This is a genomic window from Geodermatophilus sp. SYSU D00779, from assembly GCF_054050595.1.
This window is the reverse complement of sequence record NZ_JBJGZQ010000012.1, coordinates 35,850-52,544: the sequence shown is the minus strand read 5'-3', so window position 1 is coordinate 52,544 and position 16,695 is coordinate 35,850. Positions and strand designations below refer to the sequence as shown.

Annotated in this window: 17 protein-coding genes; 3 read left to right on the top strand and 14 right to left on the bottom strand. The window is 74.3% G+C overall.

Going from position 1 to position 16,695, the window contains the following annotated elements; translation table 11 throughout:
- The first annotated feature begins 133 nt into the window (after positions 1–133).
- On the top strand, positions 134–1,336 hold the full coding sequence (locus tag ACI79G_RS11450) for a serine hydrolase domain-containing protein (protein WP_456881249.1): 1,203 nt from the start codon (positions 134–136) through the stop codon (positions 1,334–1,336).
- 62 nt (positions 1,337–1,398) lie between these two features.
- Here the strand turns inward: ACI79G_RS11450 and ACI79G_RS11445 are convergent, their stop codons facing one another.
- The 3 genes from ACI79G_RS11445 to ACI79G_RS11435 all read right to left on the bottom strand — a co-directional run bounded on the left by ACI79G_RS11445 (position 1,399) and on the right by ACI79G_RS11435 (position 3,442).
- Positions 1,399–1,551 carry a hypothetical protein gene (locus tag ACI79G_RS11445; RefSeq protein WP_456881248.1) on the bottom strand — a complete coding sequence of 51 codons (153 nt, stop codon included), beginning with the start codon at positions 1,549–1,551 and terminating at the stop codon, positions 1,399–1,401.
- A gap of 3 nt (positions 1,552–1,554) precedes the next feature.
- Positions 1,555–2,211, bottom strand: a complete 657-nt coding sequence (locus ACI79G_RS11440) for a class E sortase (protein ID WP_456881247.1) — start codon at positions 2,209–2,211, stop codon at positions 1,555–1,557.
- A 67-nt stretch (positions 2,212–2,278) separates the two neighbouring features.
- Positions 2,279–3,442 (bottom strand): PKD domain-containing protein, encoded by a 1,164-nt coding sequence (locus ACI79G_RS11435; protein WP_456881246.1) that lies wholly within the window; start codon positions 3,440–3,442, stop codon positions 2,279–2,281.
- Between the two features lie 250 nt (positions 3,443–3,692).
- On the opposite strand from ACI79G_RS11435, the gene ACI79G_RS11430 reads away from it, so the two are divergent.
- Both ACI79G_RS11430 and ACI79G_RS11425 read left to right on the top strand, forming a co-directional pair.
- A complete protein-coding gene (locus tag ACI79G_RS11430) occupies positions 3,693–4,331 on the top strand; it encodes a dihydrofolate reductase family protein (RefSeq protein ID WP_456881245.1) in 639 nt (212 codons plus the stop codon).
- A gap of 401 nt (positions 4,332–4,732) precedes the next feature.
- Positions 4,733–5,725, top strand: a complete 993-nt coding sequence (locus ACI79G_RS11425; protein ID WP_456881244.1) for an LLM class flavin-dependent oxidoreductase — start codon at positions 4,733–4,735, stop codon at positions 5,723–5,725.
- Positions 5,726–5,775: 50 nt separating this feature from the next.
- Here the strand turns inward: ACI79G_RS11425 and ACI79G_RS11420 are convergent, their stop codons facing one another.
- From ACI79G_RS11420 to ACI79G_RS11370, 11 genes are all read right to left on the bottom strand, one after another.
- Positions 5,776–6,177 (bottom strand): aggregation-promoting factor C-terminal-like domain-containing protein, encoded by a 402-nt coding sequence (locus tag ACI79G_RS11420; RefSeq protein WP_456881243.1) that lies wholly within the window; start codon positions 6,175–6,177, stop codon positions 5,776–5,778.
- Positions 6,178–6,336: 159 nt separating this feature from the next.
- Entirely contained in the window at positions 6,337–6,768 is a 432-nt protein-coding gene (locus tag ACI79G_RS11415; protein WP_456881242.1) for a VOC family protein, read from the bottom strand.
- A 16-nt stretch (positions 6,769–6,784) separates the two neighbouring features.
- The gene (locus ACI79G_RS11410; protein ID WP_456881241.1) at positions 6,785–7,477 is read right to left on the bottom strand and encodes a TcmI family type II polyketide cyclase; all 693 of its coding nucleotides are present in this window, start codon (positions 7,475–7,477) and stop codon (positions 6,785–6,787) included.
- Between the two features lie 28 nt (positions 7,478–7,505).
- Entirely contained in the window at positions 7,506–8,774 is a 1,269-nt protein-coding gene (locus ACI79G_RS11405; RefSeq protein WP_456881240.1) for a cytochrome P450 family protein, read from the bottom strand.
- A 79-nt stretch (positions 8,775–8,853) separates the two neighbouring features.
- On the bottom strand, positions 8,854–11,790 hold the full coding sequence (locus ACI79G_RS11400) for an FAD-dependent monooxygenase (protein ID WP_456881239.1): 2,937 nt from the start codon (positions 11,788–11,790) through the stop codon (positions 8,854–8,856).
- Entirely contained in the window at positions 11,787–12,128 is a 342-nt protein-coding gene (locus ACI79G_RS11395) for an antibiotic biosynthesis monooxygenase family protein (RefSeq protein ID WP_245700504.1), read from the bottom strand. The genes ACI79G_RS11400 and ACI79G_RS11395 overlap by 4 nt, the downstream gene beginning before the upstream one ends.
- Positions 12,125–13,501: a beta-ketoacyl synthase N-terminal-like domain-containing protein gene (locus ACI79G_RS11390; RefSeq protein WP_456881238.1), complete on the bottom strand. Its 1,377-nt coding sequence runs from the start codon at positions 13,499–13,501 to the stop codon at positions 12,125–12,127. The genes ACI79G_RS11395 and ACI79G_RS11390 overlap by 4 nt, the downstream gene beginning before the upstream one ends.
- Positions 13,498–14,793 (bottom strand): beta-ketoacyl-[acyl-carrier-protein] synthase family protein, encoded by a 1,296-nt coding sequence (locus tag ACI79G_RS11385; RefSeq protein ID WP_091221330.1) that lies wholly within the window; start codon positions 14,791–14,793, stop codon positions 13,498–13,500. Before ACI79G_RS11385 ends, ACI79G_RS11390 begins: the two co-directional genes overlap by 4 nt.
- Positions 14,790–15,215, bottom strand: a complete 426-nt coding sequence (locus ACI79G_RS11380) for a cupin domain-containing protein (RefSeq protein ID WP_091221331.1) — start codon at positions 15,213–15,215, stop codon at positions 14,790–14,792. Before ACI79G_RS11380 ends, ACI79G_RS11385 begins: the two co-directional genes overlap by 4 nt.
- Positions 15,212–16,174: an ACP S-malonyltransferase gene (locus ACI79G_RS11375; RefSeq protein WP_456881237.1), complete on the bottom strand. Its 963-nt coding sequence runs from the start codon at positions 16,172–16,174 to the stop codon at positions 15,212–15,214. The genes ACI79G_RS11380 and ACI79G_RS11375 overlap by 4 nt, the downstream gene beginning before the upstream one ends.
- Positions 16,171–16,671 (bottom strand): SRPBCC family protein, encoded by a 501-nt coding sequence (locus ACI79G_RS11370; RefSeq protein WP_091221336.1) that lies wholly within the window; start codon positions 16,669–16,671, stop codon positions 16,171–16,173. Before ACI79G_RS11370 ends, ACI79G_RS11375 begins: the two co-directional genes overlap by 4 nt.
- Positions 16,672–16,695 lie beyond the last annotated feature (24 nt).

Below are 16,695 nucleotides of genomic sequence, written 5' to 3'. Positions count from 1 at the left end.
GCGGCGTCGGGGCCATCCGGGAGGAGTGCGGGGGAGGTGGCCGCTGTCGGCTGGCCCGGTCCCGGGACCGCTGACACCCTCCGGGGTGCTGGATCCGCCGGCGCACCGTCCCACCGACCCACGAGGGGCTGCGATGACGCAGACGACACAGGTGACAGAGAGCTTCAGCCAGGAGGCCGACGCGATCCTCGGGCGCGCGGTCGGGGGCGACGCCCCGGTCGCGGGGGTGGTCGCCATGGCGACCGACCGCGAGGGCAACGTCTACGAGGGGACCGCCGGCGCCCGCCGCATCGGCGGAGACGTCCCCATGACCACCGACACGGTCTTCGCCCTGTTCTCCACCACCAAGGCCGTCACCGCCACCGCCGTCCTGCAACTCGTGGAGGAGGGGCGGCTGGACCTCGATGCCCCCGCCCGGACGTACGCACCGGCGATCGGCGCGCTCAAGGTGCTCGACGGGTTCGACGACGACGGCTCACCCCGACTGCGCGACCCGAAGCGGGAGGTCACCACCAAGCACCTGCTCACCCACACCGGCGGCTTCGGCTACGACTTCTTCAACGAGCACTACGACCGGCTGGCCAGCGAGCACGGGCAGCCCGGCATCATCGCCGCGACCGAGGCCTGCCTGCGGACCCCGCTGCTGTTCGACCCGGGCGAGCGATGGGAGTACGGCAGCAACATCGACTGGGCCGGCCAGGTGGTGGAGGGCGTCGTCGGAGAACGGCTCGGCGACGTCTTCGCCGCGCGGATCTTCCAGCCCCTCGGGATGACCGAGACGACGTTCGAGCCGGACGACCGGCTGCAGGGGCGCCGAGCGACGATGCACGCCCGGGGCGACGACGGGTCGCTGACGCCGATGGACGGCTGGGACCTGCCCCAGCCGCCCCAGGTGCACATGGGCGGGCACGGGCTCTACGGCACGGTCGGTGACTACATGCGCTTCATCCGCATGTGGCTCGACGACGGCCGCGGGGAGGACGGCGCCGTCCTGGAGCCGGAGACCGTGCAGATGGCCGTGCAGAACCACCTCGGTGACCTCGAGGTGAGGATGCTGCCCGGGGTCATCCCGTCGCTGTCCAACGACGCGGAGTTCTTCCCCGGGCTGCCCAAGTCCTGGTCGCTGCCGTTCATGGTCAACGACGAGCGGGCGCCGACCGGCCGACCCGCGGGCGCACAGGGTTGGGCCGGACTGGGCAACCTCTTCTACTGGATCGACCGGGAGAACGGCTACGGCGGCTTCTGGGCGACGCAGGTCCTGCCCTTCGGGGACGCCACCTCCCTCGGCGGCTACCTGGAGTTCGAGACGGCGCTGTACGCGTCGCTGGAGCGCTGACCGACGACAGCGGGCGGGACCGGGTCCTCCCGGTCCCGCCCGCTGTCGTGCGCGGGCGCCCCTCAGAGCGTGGACGTCCAGGACTCCAGGTGGGAGGACGCCACCGGGAAGACGACGACGAGGAGCAGCGCCGCGGCGGCGAGCACCAGCACGAGCGCCGTCGTGACCCGCACCGCGAGCGGGCCGGGCAGGCGGCGCCAGATCCAGGGGTACACGGCTCAGACCTCCTCGAGGGCCGCGGGGCCGTCCGGGGCCTCGGCCTTGGGGACCGAGTCCTCGAGCTCCCCGTGCACGACGAGCCGCTCACGGGTGGAGAACTTCGGGTGGCAGGTGGTCATGGTGAGGAAGGCGCCGGTCGGCTCGCCGTTCGCCGCCCCGCCGGGCGTGGGCGCCACGACGCTGCTCTCGCTCGGGTCCACGATCGTCGTCGTCGTCACCCGGTAGACGTGCCACGCGTCCACGGTCTCCACGACGACCGGGTCACCGGGCGCGAGCAGGTCCAGGGCGAGGAACGGGCTGCCACGGCCGACGCGGTGGCCGGCCATCGCGAAGTTGCCCCGCTCCCCGGGCATGGCGGAGCCGACGTAGTGACCGGGCCCGTCCTCGAGCTCGTCCGGGTCGGTCCCCTCGACCACGGCGCGGGTCCAGTCCGCGCCGAAGCGCGGGACGTGCACGAAGGCGAAGGCCTGGCCGAGGTCGGGCTCGGGATCGGGCGTGCCGGTCGTCCAGTCCTCGCGGAGCTCCTCGGCGACCCGGTCCTGCGCCCGGTCGCTGGAGAGGTCGGTCACCCAGACCTCGTAGACGACGAAGAGCAGCAGCACCGCGCCGGCGGTGACCGCGAGCTCGGAGAGCCCGCGGACGAGCGTGCGGGTCATCGGTCCCCCTGTCCGATGGCGCGTCCCGCCCGCCGGGCGCCGGCGGGCGGGACGCGGGTGGCCACGGTCAGGACGCGGAGCCGGCCTTGCGGCGACGGCTCACGACCAGCCCGGCGCCACCGCCGGCCAGCACCAGACCGCCGATCGCGGCCAGGCCCAGGACGTCGGCACCGGTGGTGGGCAGGGGGGTGCCGTACTCGGTCGGCTCCGCCGGGTCGGTCGGGCCGCCCGCGTCGGTCGCGGGGACGACGACCTCGCGGGTGGCCGTGGTGGAGGCGCCGTCGTCGTCGACGACGGTCAGCGTGACGGTGTAGGTGCCGGCAGCGGCGTACTGGTGCACGACCTCCTCGCCCTCGGCGGGGGCGGAGCCGTCACCGAAGCTCCACGTGAAACCGGCGATCTCGCCGTCGCTGTCGGTCGACCCGGCGGCGGAGAAGGTGAAGGTCGCGCCGGTGTTGGTGGCCGTGACGGCGGCGATCGGCGCCTGGTTGGCCGGGTCGCCCCCGGGGTCGCCGCCGGGGTCGCCGCCGGGTTCGCCGCCCGGGTTCCCGCCGGGGCCACCGCCCGAGCCGGAGCTGAACCGGAACTCGTTGCAACCGAAGGTCAGACCGTGGACGACCACGTCGGCGCCCGGCTGGTCGATGAGCTGGAAGCCGAGGCTGGTCACCGTGGCGGCGGGGTAGGCGGCACTGATGTCGGCGAGGGTGCCCTCCTCGGGCGCCTCGGCGGCGTCCGGGTCCATCGCGGTCAGCGGGCCGAACGCGCTCTCCCAGACGTCGGTCGGCTCGCCCGCCCCGGGTGCCCAGTACACGAGGAGGTCCTCGCCTCCGGCGCCCGGCCCGTCGAGGTCGACGTAGAGCTCGTACGTCGGGTGGTTGTCGAGGGGCTGCCCCGCAGCCGGCGTGGTGTCGAGGGCGTAGTTCGACTGCGCCGTCGCGTCGGCGAGCGCGATGTCCAGGCCGTCCATGAACCAGGCGGCGTAGGCGGCCCCGTCCGGGTCGGCGTCGGCCGACGGGGTCGTCATGCGCAGGCCCCCCGGGAGCACCTCGGCAGTGGCGCCGCCGCCCACTCCGCTGAGGGCGCCGGTGAAGGTGCTCTCGAGGCCGGCCGTGTCGAGCGTGGTGACACCGCAGCCGGACGCCGAGGCGACGCCGGGCGCGGCCGTGCCGAGCAGGGCGGTGGTGCCGAGGGCGAGTGCCCCTGTGGTGACGAGACCGGTGGTGCGCTTCACGATGACCCCCCGTGGTCGTGCACGCAGGGGTCGGCCGGCCCGTCCCCCGTCGGGCAGCAGGAGCGTCGAGGTGGGCGTGCGGCGTGGCACACCCCCGGACGCCCGCCCGGGTGACTCCCAGGCTGGGGGTCGGCCGCCGCGTCGTCACGGTGCGTGACCGCGCGAGCAGCGCCGATGAGTCGCCGGCCGGTTCGTCGTCCTACCCGCAGAGGCCGTCACCGGAGGCGGCCGGCACCCGAGGAGGAGCGCCGTGCGACCGCTCGTCGTCACCGAGTTCACGACGCTGGACGGGGTCGTGCAGGCCCCCGGCGGCCCCGACGAGGACACCACCGGCGGCTTCGCGCACGGCGGCTGGCTGGTGCCGTTCTTCGACGAGACCCTGGGTGGGCAGATGGACGCCTGGTTCGCCGGCGTCGAGGACTTCCTGCTCGGCCGCGGGACCTACGAGATCTTCGCCGGGGCCTGGCCGCAGGCGCCGACGGAGGACGACCCGGTCGCCGAGGCGCTCAACACGCGCACCAAGCACGTCGCCTCGCGGACGCTGACCTCGCTCGACTGGTCCGGCGCGCGGCTCGTGGAGGGCGACGTCGTCGAGGCGGTGCGCGCTCTCCGGGACCAGGACGGCGGCGAGCTGCAGGTGCACGGCTCGCCGGGCCTGGTGCAGACGCTGCTGCGCGCCGACCTGGTCGACGAGCTGCGCCTGGTCGTGGCGCCGGTGGTGCTGGGGGAGGGCAAGCGGCTGTTCGGCGACGGCGCGATCCCGCGGTCGTGGCGGCTGACCTCGTCGGCGGCCACGCCGACCGGCGTGCTGCTGTGCACCTACCGCCGGGGCGGCGAGGTCGAGACCGGCGCGATGGGCGCCGAGTACGGGGACGCCGTCAGCGGGTGAGCGCCGGCAGCGTCGCCGGCGACCTCGTCCGCGCGCGGCGCCCAGCACCGTCCGCGCCGCCTGGCGGCGCGACGGCAGGAACCAGGGGAGCGACGGCACCCGGCCCGTGTACGGTGCCCAGCCCCACGCCGTGGCCCGTCCCCGCTGGGTCACGGCCCCCCGGCCCGAGGCGGGCGGTCGACCCGGGGCCGGCGTAGCGGAGCGGGCGGGGTCGCCGCGCCCGCTCGGCACGCGCGATGGTGCGACCCACCCTCGTGCCGGCGCGGATGGCACGGGCTCCTCTCGTCCTCGTCCGTCGGCAGGCACGAGGGGACCTGGAAGGCGTCTCACACCGACGGGGGAAGGCGACGGTCGCCGCGACGGTTGTCCTGGGCAACACCGGTCGAGAGGTACGTGAGCACATGAGCATCCCGTTGTCCGTCCTCGACCTGGCGCCGATCTCCAAGGGTCAGACGCCGGGCGAGAGCATCGCGGCGAGCGTCGCGCTGGCCCAGCGCGCGGAGCAGGCCGGCTACCGCCGCGTCTGGTACGCCGAGCACCACAACATGCCGACCATCGCCTCCTCGGCGACCAGCGTGCTCATCGCGCACGTCGGCGCGCACACCTCGTCCATCCGGCTGGGCGCCGGCGGCGTCATGCTGCCCAACCACTCGCCGCTGACGATCGCCGAGCAGTTCGGCACCCTCGAGGCCGTCCACCCGGGCCGCATCGACCTCGGGCTGGGCCGGGCGCCGGGCTCGGACCAGAACACGATGTACGCGCTGCGCCGCGACCCGCGCTCGGCCGACCGCTTCCCGCAGGACGTGCTCGAGCTGCAGGGCTACCTGACCGGCGAGACCACGGTGCCCGGCGTCGACGCCGTCCCCGGCAAGGGCTCGAACGTGCCGCTGTACATCCTGGGCTCGTCGATGTTCGGCGCCACGCTCGCCGCCGCGCTGGGCCTGCCGTACGCCTTCGCCTCGCACTTCGCGCCGGCGATGCTGAAGCCCGCGGTCGAGGCCTACCGGCGCGAGTTCACGCCGTCGGCGCAGCTCGACCGGCCGTACGTGATCGCCGGGGTGAACGCGGTGGCGGCCGACAGCCGCGAGGCCGCGGAGTCCGCGTACGCCGCCGTCCGCCGGACGCTGGCCGTCGGCCTGTTCGGCCGGGGCAGGCAGCTGTCGGACGACGAGGCGCAGCTGCTGCTCGACGGCGGCGCCGGGCTGCACGTCGACACGATGCTGACCCACACCGCCGTCGGCACGCCGGCCGAGGTGCGCGAGTACCTGACCGGCTTCGCGCGGGAGGCCGACGCCGACGAGCTGATCGTCGCCCACCAGTTCCCCGGGGTGGAGGGCCGGCTGCGGTCGGTGCAGCTCACCGCCGAGGCGATGGAGACCGTCGCCGCCGCCTGACGACGGACGAGGGCCCTCCCGCAGCGGGAGGGGCCCTCGTCGTCGGCGCGTCAGTACCAGTTGTTGGCCTGGTGGAAGGCCCATGCGTTGCAGGCGGTGTCGTAGCGCTCGTCGATGTAGATGAGGCCCGCGTCGATCTGCAGGTACGGGTCCGAGGTCTTGGCGATGCCGGTGGTGGCCCAGGTCGCGTCCAGGAACTGGGCGATGCCGTACGCGGTGCTCGTCGGGTTCTGCGCGGTGGGGTTCCAGTTGCTCTCGGCCTCCCACAGCTGGTCGAGGCAGTCGAACTGGGCGGCGCTCCTGAACTGGCTCGCCGCGTAGTCCTTGTAGGCCTGTTTCGCGGATGCCGCGTGGGCGACCGACTCGCCGGTGGCGGTGAGCGCGACCGTCATGGCACCCGCGGCGGTGAGCAGGTGCAGGGTGCGGCGCGGGGTCCGGGTGTGCGCGTGCATCGGGCAGTCCTCCTGGGCGATCTGCGGAGGGCGCACGCCGAGGGCCGGCGCGCGCCGGTGGCGGGTCGTACGGGTCGGGGCGCTGCTGCCAGAGGCATGGACGGGACAGGGGGTGGCCGCCGGCCCGGGGTGGTCCGGGCCGGCGGCCGACGGCGACGGTCAGGTGGTGACCGGGGCGCAGTCGCGGTCGTCGGAGTAGTGCGGGGTGGCCGCGATGCCCTGCAGGCCGAGCAGGTTGTCGAACGGGTCGATCACGACCGCGGTGACGAACGGCCCGTGGGGCGTACGCCCCTGGTACTCCTTGGCGCCCATCTCCTGCAGGCGGGCGAGGGTGGCGTCGAGGTCGTCGACCCGCCAGTGCACGATCACGCCGCCCGGCCCGGCCACGGTGCCGGGTGGGGCCTTGGTGCGGTCGGCGATGGCGAGCTCGGCTCCTGAGTCGCCGACGGCGAACTTGGCGTACTGGACGCGTCCGCCGGGCCCGGGCCGGGTGAAGAAGGGCCCCGCACCCAGGAGGTCGGTGTACCACTCCGTGGCCGCGGCCACGTCATCGACCAGGTGGATGAGGGTGGAGATCCCGCGCAGGGTCATCGTCGGCACTCGTCCCTCAGGCCTCGGGCTGCCAGTCGTCGGCCTGCCAGCGGTAGAACACCGTGGCCACCGAGTCCTTCGGACCCTGCCAGCCCTCCGGCTGGTACGGGCTCACGTAGGGGCTCAGCTCGTGCATGACCTTGGCGAACGCCGGCCGGTGCGACTCGTGGTTGGCGCGCACGGCCGCGGCCTTCTCGACGTCCTGCTCGAGCAGGTGCACGAAGACGTCGTCGATCGAGTACAGCCAGCGCCCGGTCACACCCGTCTCGACGGGCAGGCCGCCCGCGTCCGAGTCGGCGAACACGCGGGCGATGTCGGGCTCGGCTCCGGGCTTCATCCGCTGCACGATCACGGTCAGCTCGCGGTCCTCGGGCACGTCGCCCTCGGGCAGCCAGCGGTAGAACTCCTTGGCCACGGAGTGCGAGGGGTTCTCCCAGTAGCTCGGGTACGGCGTGACGTACGGCGCAATGGCCTCGGCGATCGCCTGGAACGCGGGCAGCCCCCGTCGCTGCCCGGACACCGCCGGGTCCTCCTTGCGCTCGATGACGTGCAGGTAGAGGTCCTCGTGCGACAGCAGGATGCGGCCGATGACGCCGAGGTCCTGGGGGCGGGTGGCCCGGTCGTAGTGGTCGAAGACCGGGCCCACCTTGTCCTCGCTGCCGGGCACCATGTGGCACACGATCACGTTGCGGAACGGTCGGAAGGTCATGACGTGCTCCTCTGCGGGACGGGGTTCTTCACGGGGTCGGGGTGAAGCGGAGCGGCAGCTCGAGCAGCCCACGGAAGGCCGAGGCGGCCGGGAGCCACTGCAGCTCCTCGACGGGGACGTCGAGGCGCAGATCGGGCAGGCGGACGAGGATCCGCCGCAGGGCGGTCGTCGCCTCCAGCCGGGCGAGAGCGGTGCCCAGGCAGTAGTGGATGCCGTGGCCGAACGACATGTGCTGCGTCTGGCCCCGGCGCAGGTCCAGCGCGTCGGGGTCGGGGACGAGCGCGGGGTCGTGGTTGGCCGCGCTGAGCACGATCGTGACGATCGAGCCCTCCGGGATCGGCACGCCGCCGATCTCGAGGTCCTCGGTGGCGAACCGGAAGCTCGACACCGGGACCGAGCCGTCGAAGCGCAGCAGCTCCTCCACGGCGTCGGGCAGCAGGTCGGGGTCGTCCAGCAGCCGCTGCATCTCCTCGGGGTGGGTCAGCAGCGCGACCACGGCGTTGCCGAGGAAGTCCGAGGTGGTCTGGTAGCCGGCGAACAGCAGCAGGAAGCAGGTGGACACCAGCTCCGCCTCCGACAGCCGGCCGTCCCCGTCGCGGGCGGCGATCAGGGCGCTCACCAGGTCCTCGCCGGGCTCCCGGCGCTTGGCCGCCACCAGGCCGCTGAAGTAGGCGTGCAGCCGCTCCTGCGCCTGCCCGATGGCCGCGCGGTCCTCCTGGGGGCTGCGCCCGCCGGTGCCCACCGTCCGGATGACCTGGGTGCCGGCCAGGATCTCCTCGTGGTCGGCCTCGGGGATGCCGAGCAGGTGACCGATCACCGCCAGCGGCAGCCGCAGGGCGAACTCGTCGACGAACTCGGTCTCCCCCCGCGGGGCCATCCGGTCGAGCAGCCCCTCGACGATCTCCTCGACGCGCGGGCGCATCGCCTCGATCCGCCGCGGCGTGAACGCCTGCGTCACCAGGCGGCGCAGCCGGCTGTGCTCGGGCGGGTCGGAGTTGAGCATGTTGGTGTTGATCTGCCGCGCCTTCTCGCCGAACACCGCGAGGTAGGTGTCACCGGCGCGGTACAGGTCCTTGGACAACCGCGGGTCCGACAGCGCCGCCCGGGCGTCCTCGTAGCGGGTGACCAGGAAGGAGTCGAAGCGCGGCGTCCGCACCTTGACCACCGGCCGCTCGGCGCGCAGCCGGGCGTAGACCGGGTAGGGGTCGGCGCGGAACTCCGGCGTGTAGATCTCCTGACCGGGGACCACGTCGTCCGGGGGTGCGGCCGCCGGGGCCGGCTGTGCGGTCTGGGTCATGGCGTCTCCCTCGGGGGTGGGGCGATCTCGGGTGCGGTCGGTCGGGGGTGCGCCGCAGCCAGGCCGGTTGCCGGGCCGGTCACTGCGCGAAGACCCCGGCCAGGTGGTCGAGGAGGGCGTCCTCGTCGAGCGGGCGGCTGCGGAAGCCGACGTGACCGTCGGGGCGCACCAGGTAGGCCGCCGTCCCCGCGCCTGCGGTGCCGTAGGCGGCGGCGAAGGTGCCCTCGGCGTCGCGGACGACGGGCAGGTCGACGAGCAGCGGCAGCCGGGCGTCGGGCGCGGCAACGAGGTACGCGCCCACCTCGCCGCGGGTCTGCTGCCGCACGGCGACGGCCAGCTTCTCCAGGTCCGACACCTGCTCCTCCGACGCGGTGGCGTCGGCCGACAGCAGCAGCGTGGAGCGGGTGCCGCGGGTGAGGTCGAACAGCCGCAGCGGGTGCGCGACGCCGAAGCGCCGCAGCCCGTGCACGTCCGGCGCGCGGTGCCCGGGCTCCGGCCCGGCGGGGAAGCCGCCGGGGGCCGTCTCGCCGACCAGGGGGCTGCCGGCGTAGTTCATGGTCATCTGCATCTCGAGCAGGAACTGCGCCTTCTCGTCCTCCATGTCCATCTCGTCGGTGAACGCGATGGCCACGGCCCGGTCGACGATCATCTTCCCGGCGGGACGGCGCTCGGCCTCGTAGCTGTCCAGCAGTCCGGGCGCGGCCAGCCCGCGGACGGCGAGGGCGAGCTTCCAGCCGAGGTTCCAGGCGTCCTGGATGCCGGTGTTCATCCCCTGCCCGCCGGCCGGCGGGTGCAGGTGCGCGGCGTCGCCGGCGACGAAGACCCGCCCCTCGCGGTAGCGGTCGACGATGCCGTGCTTGATCCGGAAGATCGACGACCAGCGCAGGTTGCTCGCCGTCGTCCCGGGCGGGCCGAGGTCGTCGATCGCGGCCTGCATGTCGGCCAGCGTCGGCGGCTCGTACTCCTGCCAGAACCCGGGCGGGACGACGCCGGAGCCGACCGCGTCCTGCCACCGCTGGGGGGCCAGGGTCGCGATCCGGTAGCGGTTGCGGCCCTTGAGGGGGACGCAGACGAGCATCCCGGTGAAGTCGTCCTCGTTCTCGATGCGCACGAAGCGCACCAGGTGCCCGGCCGGCAGGTCCCAGTCGACGTCGACGTCCCCGAGCATGAACAGCTGCGGGAACATCGACAGCCCGCCCTCGAAGGCCAGCCCCAGCCCGGACCGGACGGCGCTGTGCGCCCCGTCGCAGCCGACCAGGTACTGCGCCCGGGTGGTCTCCTGCTCGCCGTCGAGGTGCCGCAGCTGCGCGGTGACGCCCTGGTCGTCCTGGGTGAAGGCGACCAGCTCGACCCCGCGCTCGACGACCACGCCGAGGGAGGCGAGCTTGGCGCCGAGGATGCGCTCGGTGTCGTACTGCGGCAGCCCGAGGTGGGCGTAGGGCAGCTCGTCGAGGCCGGCCCAGTCGACCTGGTGGGTCTGCTGGCCGTTGACGAACACCGTCTGGCCGTACAGCCAGATCCCGGCGTCCATCGCCTCGGTGACGATGCCCTGGTCCTCCCAGATCTCCATCGTCCGGCAGTGGATGCCGATCGCCTTGTCCGCCTGCGTGGACGCCTGGGGGCGCTTGTCCACGACGCGGACGGCGATGCCGCGGCGGGCCAGCTCGATCGCGTGGGTCAGGCCGGCCGGGCCGGCGCCCACGACGAGCACCTCGACCGCCCGCCCGGCGGTGCGGGAGGCCTCGGCGAGGTCGGACGGGGCGGGCGGCAGCGCCGCCGCGGCGGGCGCGTGCCCGTCGTCCGGCTTCTCCACGAACTCCTGCACGCTGGCGCTGGGCACCGTGCTGGTGGGGAGCGTGCTGGTGGGGAGCGTGCTGGTGGGGAGCGCGGCGGCGAGGGCCGGCTCGGTGTCGGGGGACAGCCGCACCGGCTGCCCGGCCACCGCCTCCAGGTCGGGCTCCGGTGCCACGGGCACCCCCTCGGGAACGGCGGCCGGCTGCTGCTGCGCGGGCGCGGGGGTCGCGCCGTCCTCGACCGACGGCGGTACGGGCCGCACGCGCAGCGCGAAGACCCTGCGGTCCTCGCCCCTCGCCAGCCACCGGCCCAGCGGCCCGGCAGCCCAGTTCGCCGGCTCCGCCGCCCAGTCGGTGAAGCGCTGCTCGGACTCCCACTCGGCGACGACGTGGTAGCGCCGCCCGTCGGGTTCGCGCAGCAGTTCCTCGCGGGCGTGGCCGGGAGCGCTGCGGGCCAGCTGCGCGGCGGCGAGGTAGGCGAGCTCGAAGGCCTCCTGCTCCCAGGGCTCGACGGCGACGGCGGTGTCGACGCGCACCCGCTCGACCTCGACGTCCCCGCCGGGCGAGGCCAGCGGTGGGAAGTCGTCGTCCGCATCGGGCCGCTGGCGGATCTCCAGCACCTCACGCCGGAACTCCACCGAGTGCCACCGGGCCAGCGGTGCGCCGGCGTCCATGTGGGAGGGGTCCTCCACCCACTGCACGAAGTCGTCCTCGGACTCCCACTCCGCGAAGATGTGGTAACGCAGGCCGCTGGCGTCGCGCAGCAGCTCCTCGCGCACGTAGCCGCGGGAGTCCCCGATCCGCTGGGTGACCGTCGAGTACGCGCGCTCGAAGGCCACCTGCTCGCCCGGCTTGACGCTGGTCGAGAAGTCGATGCGCACCGGCCGCCGGCGCTCGGCCTCCACCGTCGCCAGCACGGTGAAGGTCGAACGGGTCGCGTCCTCGCGCAGGTCGCGCAGTGCCTCGGTGAGCGTCTCGCGGGCGGCACTGCGGCCGAAGGCGTCCACCGACGCCCGGTCGGTCCAGTCGCTGACGATGGCGAACCAGCGCGGGTCGCCCTCGTCGCGCATCAGCTCCTGGCGGAGGTTGCCGGGCACGCAGGCGATCTCCGCGGCCGCCCGGTGCCAGGCGGCCTCGAACTCCGCCTCGCAACCCTCCCGCGCGCGCATCCGCAGGAGGGTCCGCACGGTCGCCCTGCCGCCGTCCTCGTGCACCGCCGTCATGCCGTCCCCTGCTCGCCCGGGACGACGGCCAGCACTTCGTAGGTGTTGCGGGCCGCGTCCTCGCGCAGGTCGCGCAGCGCCTCGGTGAGCGTCTCGCGGGCGCTGCTGCGACCGAACTCGTCGACCGCGGCCCGGTCGGTCCAGTCGCTGGTGATGAGGAAGGTGCGGGGGTCGTCGGCGTCGCGGATCAGCTCCTGGCGGAGGTTGCCGGGCACCCGGCTGATCTCCGCGGCGGCCCGGCGCCAGGCGGCCTCGAACTCCGCCTCGCAGCCCTCGCGGGTGCGCATCCGCAGCATCGTGCGCACCACGGCCCGGGTCCCGGTCGTGGAGGTGGTCACGGCGTCTCCTCGCGGGCGCGGCGCAGCACCAGGCTGCTGTTGAAGCCCCCGAAGCCCCGGGCCAGCACGACGACGACGTCGAGGTCGGACTCCCGGTTCTCGCGCACCAGGTCCAGCCCGTACTCCTCCACCGGCTCGTCGACGTTTCCGGTGGCGGGCACGACCCCGTCGCGCATGGCGAGCAGGGCGGTCGCCACGTTGAGCGCCGACCCGCCGGCCATGAGCCGCCCGGTCCAGCTCGACGGCGCCGTCACCGGCACGCCGCGCTCCCCGAACACCGCGGTGAGCGCCTGGGCCTCCAGTGCGTCGAGCTCGGGTACGCCCGCGCCGTCGGCGACCACCAGGTCCACGTCCTCCGGCGTCACGCCGGCGTCAGCCAGCGAGATCCGGATGGCCCGGGCGTACTGGGTGGCGTCGGGAGCCGCGTCCTCGTGGTGGTGGGCGTCGTGCGTGGCGGCGTAGCCGACCACCTCGCCCCACACGTGCCGCGCACCCCGGGCCCGTGCCGCGTCGGCCTCCTCGACCAGCAGGATGGCGCCGCCCTCGCCGATGACGTGACCGTTGGCCCGCCGGTCGAAGGGCTTGTAGGCGTCCTCCGGGCGGGCGGCGGTGGACAGCCGCCCGCTGGTCACCTGGCACAGCAGGGCATAGGGGCAGATCCCGGCCTCGGTGCCGCCCACGAGCACCGCCGGGGTGCCGCGGCGCACCACGCGCCGCGCCCAGCCGAAGCTGTCCAACCCGCCCGCGCCCTCGCTGACGACGACGCCCGAGGGACCCTTGTACCCGTCGCGGATCGAGACCTGACCGGTGCTGGCCGCGTAGAACCAGGCGATCGACTGGTAGGCCCCGACCGACCGGGGTCCCTTCGCCCACAGCCCCTGGATCTCGTGCTGGCTGAACTCGTTGCCCCCCGAGCCGGCGGCCAGGAACACCGAGGTCGCGTAGGCCTCCTCGGGCGGCACGTAGCCGGCGTCCTCGGCGGCCAGCGTGGCCGCCGCCAGGGACATCCAGGTCCAGCGGTCGGTCTGCACCTTGAGCTGCGGGGTGACGAACCGGTCGGGGTCGAAGTCGCGCACCTGCCCGGCCAGCGAGACGCCGTACTTCGACGTGTCGAAGCCCTCGATGGGGCCCACCCGGAGCTCCCCGCGGAGGAGGGTCTGCCAGTGCTCCTCGACGCCGACGCCGCTGGGGGCGACGACGCCGATGCCGGTGACCAGCAGGCGGGTCGTCCGGCCGCGCCGGTCCGGGATGATGGCCCGTCCCGTCGGGGCGGTCTCGCGGGCGGGGCCGGCCACCTCGGTGACGACCCCCTCCTCGCTGATCACGGTCGGCTCGGTCGCCCGGTCGCTGCGCGACCTCGCCAGCTCGGTCACGATGCCCTCCGGTCGGGCTTGGCGAGCACGATGGCCGACTGGAAGCCGCCGAACCCGCTGCCCACGGAGACGGCGACGTCGACCTTGTGCTCGCGGGCGGTCTTGGGCACGTAGTCCAGGTCGCACTCGGGGTCGGGCACCTCGTAGTTGGCCGTCGGCGGGACGACCTGGCGCTGCACGGCCAGGGCGGTGGCGGCGATCTCGATGGAGCCGATCGCGCCGAGGGAGTGCCCGACCATCGACTTCAGCGAGCTCATCGGCACCTTGTAGGCGGCCTGGCCGAGGCTCAGCTTGACCGCGGCGGTCTCGTGCCGGTCGTTCTGCTTGGTTCCCGAGCCGTGGGCGTTGACGTAGCCGACCTCGTCGCCGTCGATCCGCCCCTGGGCCAGCGCCTGGTCGAGGGCCTCGGCCATCTCCACGCCGTCGGGCCGCAGCCCGGTCATGTGGAAGGCGTTGCAGCGGTTGGCGTAGCCGGTGACCTCGCAGTAGATCTCCGCACCGCGCCGCTGGGCGTGCTCCAGCTCCTCGAGCACCATCACCGCGGCGCCCTCGCCCATCACGAAGCCGTTGCGGCGGGCGTCGAAGGGCTTGGAGGCGTGCTCGGGGTCGGCGTTGTTGTCCGTCGTCGCCCTGATGGTGTCGAAGCAGGCCATCGAGATCGGCGAGATGGGCGCGTCGCTGGCGCCGGCGATCACGACGTCGGCGTCGCCGTCCTCGATCAGCTGGCTGCCGTACCCGACCGCGTCGATGCCCGACGTGCAGCCGGTGGAGACCACCGTCGCCGGGCCCTGCGCCCGGAAGCGCACCGCCAGCTCGGTGGCCCCGCAGCTGGGCACGAGGGCCTGGTGCAGGAACCGCGAGCCGTAGCGCGGGTCGACCAGCCAGTGCCGGCCCGCGTCGCTGACGTTGACGTACTCGTCCTCCAACCGCATGGTCGCGCCGACGGCGCTGCCGAGGGTGACCCCGACCCGCTCGGGCTCCGGCGCGTCCGGCGCGTCGCCGACGCCCAGGCGCAGCCCGCTGTCGGCGACCGCCTCGTCGGCGGCGACCATCGCGAACTGCACGAATCGGTCGTTGCGGTGGACCTCCTGCGCGCTCAGCCCGAGCTGGCGCGGGTGGAAGTCGACCTCGGCGGCGACCTGCGACCGGAAGCGGCTGGGGTCGAAGAACGTGATCCGCCGGGTCGCCGTCCGCCCCGCGGTGATCATGTCCCAGAACGCCTCGCGCCCGACCGACCCGGGCGCGACCACCCCGATCCCCGTGACGACGACCCGCCGTCGGTCGGTGCTCACCGCACGCCCGGGGGCAGCTCGGTGTCCACGTGCCCGAGCTCCGGCCGCGGGGCCAGCGGGCCGCAGAGGAACACGAAGGTCGCTGTCGTCGACGAGTCGTTGACGATGCGGTGCCGCACGCCGATCGGGATGTGGACGGCGGACTCGCCGACCAGCCGCCGCTCCTCGCCGTCCAGGGTGACCAGGACGTCGCCCTCCTGGCAGTAGAGGAACTCCTCCGAGTAGGGGTGCCAGTGCTCGGTGACGACCTCGCCGGGCTCCAGGGTGAGCGTGCCCATGAAGCCGGCCGTCGAGCCGACGCTGGCCGGGGAGAGCAGCACCCGGATGTCCCCGCCGCGGCGGCGGTTGGGCGGGGTGTCGGCGCGGTGGACGGTGGGGCCGCAGCGCGTCGGCGTGGCCGGCGCGTGCTGGATGGTGGTCATGTCTCTCCTCGGGTCGGGACGGGCACCGCGGGGGCGGGCTCCGGCGGGGTGGTGGGGAGCGGCGTGCCGGGTCCGGCGGCCAGGTGCACCGGGAGGTCGGGGGCGACCTGGCGGACCAGCGGTCCCAGGACGGGGACGGCGGCGACCTCGACCACCGCGGTGACGCCGGCCTCGACCAGCGCGTGCGAGGTCGCCTCCCACTGGATGGGTGAGGTCAGGTGGGCGCGCAGGCAGCGGGCGAGCTGCGCGGGGTCCGTCGTCGGCCGGCCGTCGGCGTTGGGGACGACGGGCACCTCGGGTGTGGACCACTCGAGGTCGGCCAGGGCGGCGGCGAGGTGCCGGGCGACCGGTGCGACCAGCGGGCCGTGGCAGGCGTTGCGCCCCGGCAGCCGGACGAGGTCCAGTCCGGCGGCCACCACGGCCTCCCGCGCCCGCTCCAGGGCCTCGCAGCCGCCCGCGAGCAGGACCTGCGCCGGGCCGTCGATCGACGCCACGGACAGCGGCCCGGTGCGGCCCACCTCGGCGACGACCGTGCGGGCGACCTCGTCGGCGCCGGGCCCGACGACGGCCGCCATGCCCGCGCAGGACGGGCGCGGCGACAGCGACAGCAGCTCGGCACGCCAGTGGACCAGCTCGACGACCTGGTCCAGGGGCAGGGCGCCGGCGGCCACCAGGGCGGCGTACTCGCCCACACCGTGCCCGGCGACCAGCACCGGCCGGAGCCCGCGTGCGGTGAGGCTCCGGTAGCCGGCGACCCCGCTCACCACGACCTCGACGTGCGCGGCCGTGGTGTCGCACGACAGGTTGAGCGGGTCGCGCCACCACGTGGCCACGTCGCGCCCCACCACCGCGGAGGCCTCGTCGACCACCGCGCGGGCCGCCGCGTCGTCGAGCCAGGCGTCGATCGCACCGGCCCGGACGCCGGCCTCCCCGGCGAGGACGACGGCGGCGCCCGTCACCTCTCCGGCTCCCCGGACCGGGCGGCCGCCGCCTCCACCTTCTCCTTGATGATCGACATCTGGACCTTGCTGTTCGCGTCGATCCGCTGCGTCATGCCCTCGGTGTCGATCGGGGCCTCGGGACGCATCCGGAAGTCCTGCACCCACCGCATCCGCGTGCCGGAGCCCTCCGGCGCGTAGTACCAGCGGATGTCCATGAACTCGAAGGGCCCCGGCTCCACGCGGCGGGCGCGCACCTCGCGGGCCGCCTCGTCGAGCTCGCGCTCGGAGACCCAGCTCCAGACCCGCCCGCTCTCGTCCGGGTGCATCTTGAGGCGGAACCGGAACCAGGTGTCCGTCTCGGCGAGGATCTCCACCTCGCTGTACTCGGTGAACAGGTCCGGCCACGACCGCAGGTCGTTGGTCATCGCCCAGACGTGGTCGATCGGGGCGTCGATGAGGATCGAGTTGTCCGTGTGCCCAGCGGTGCGGGTGCCCGGCTCGACGGTGCTGCTCACAGGTTCACTCCTGGGGGTGTAGGC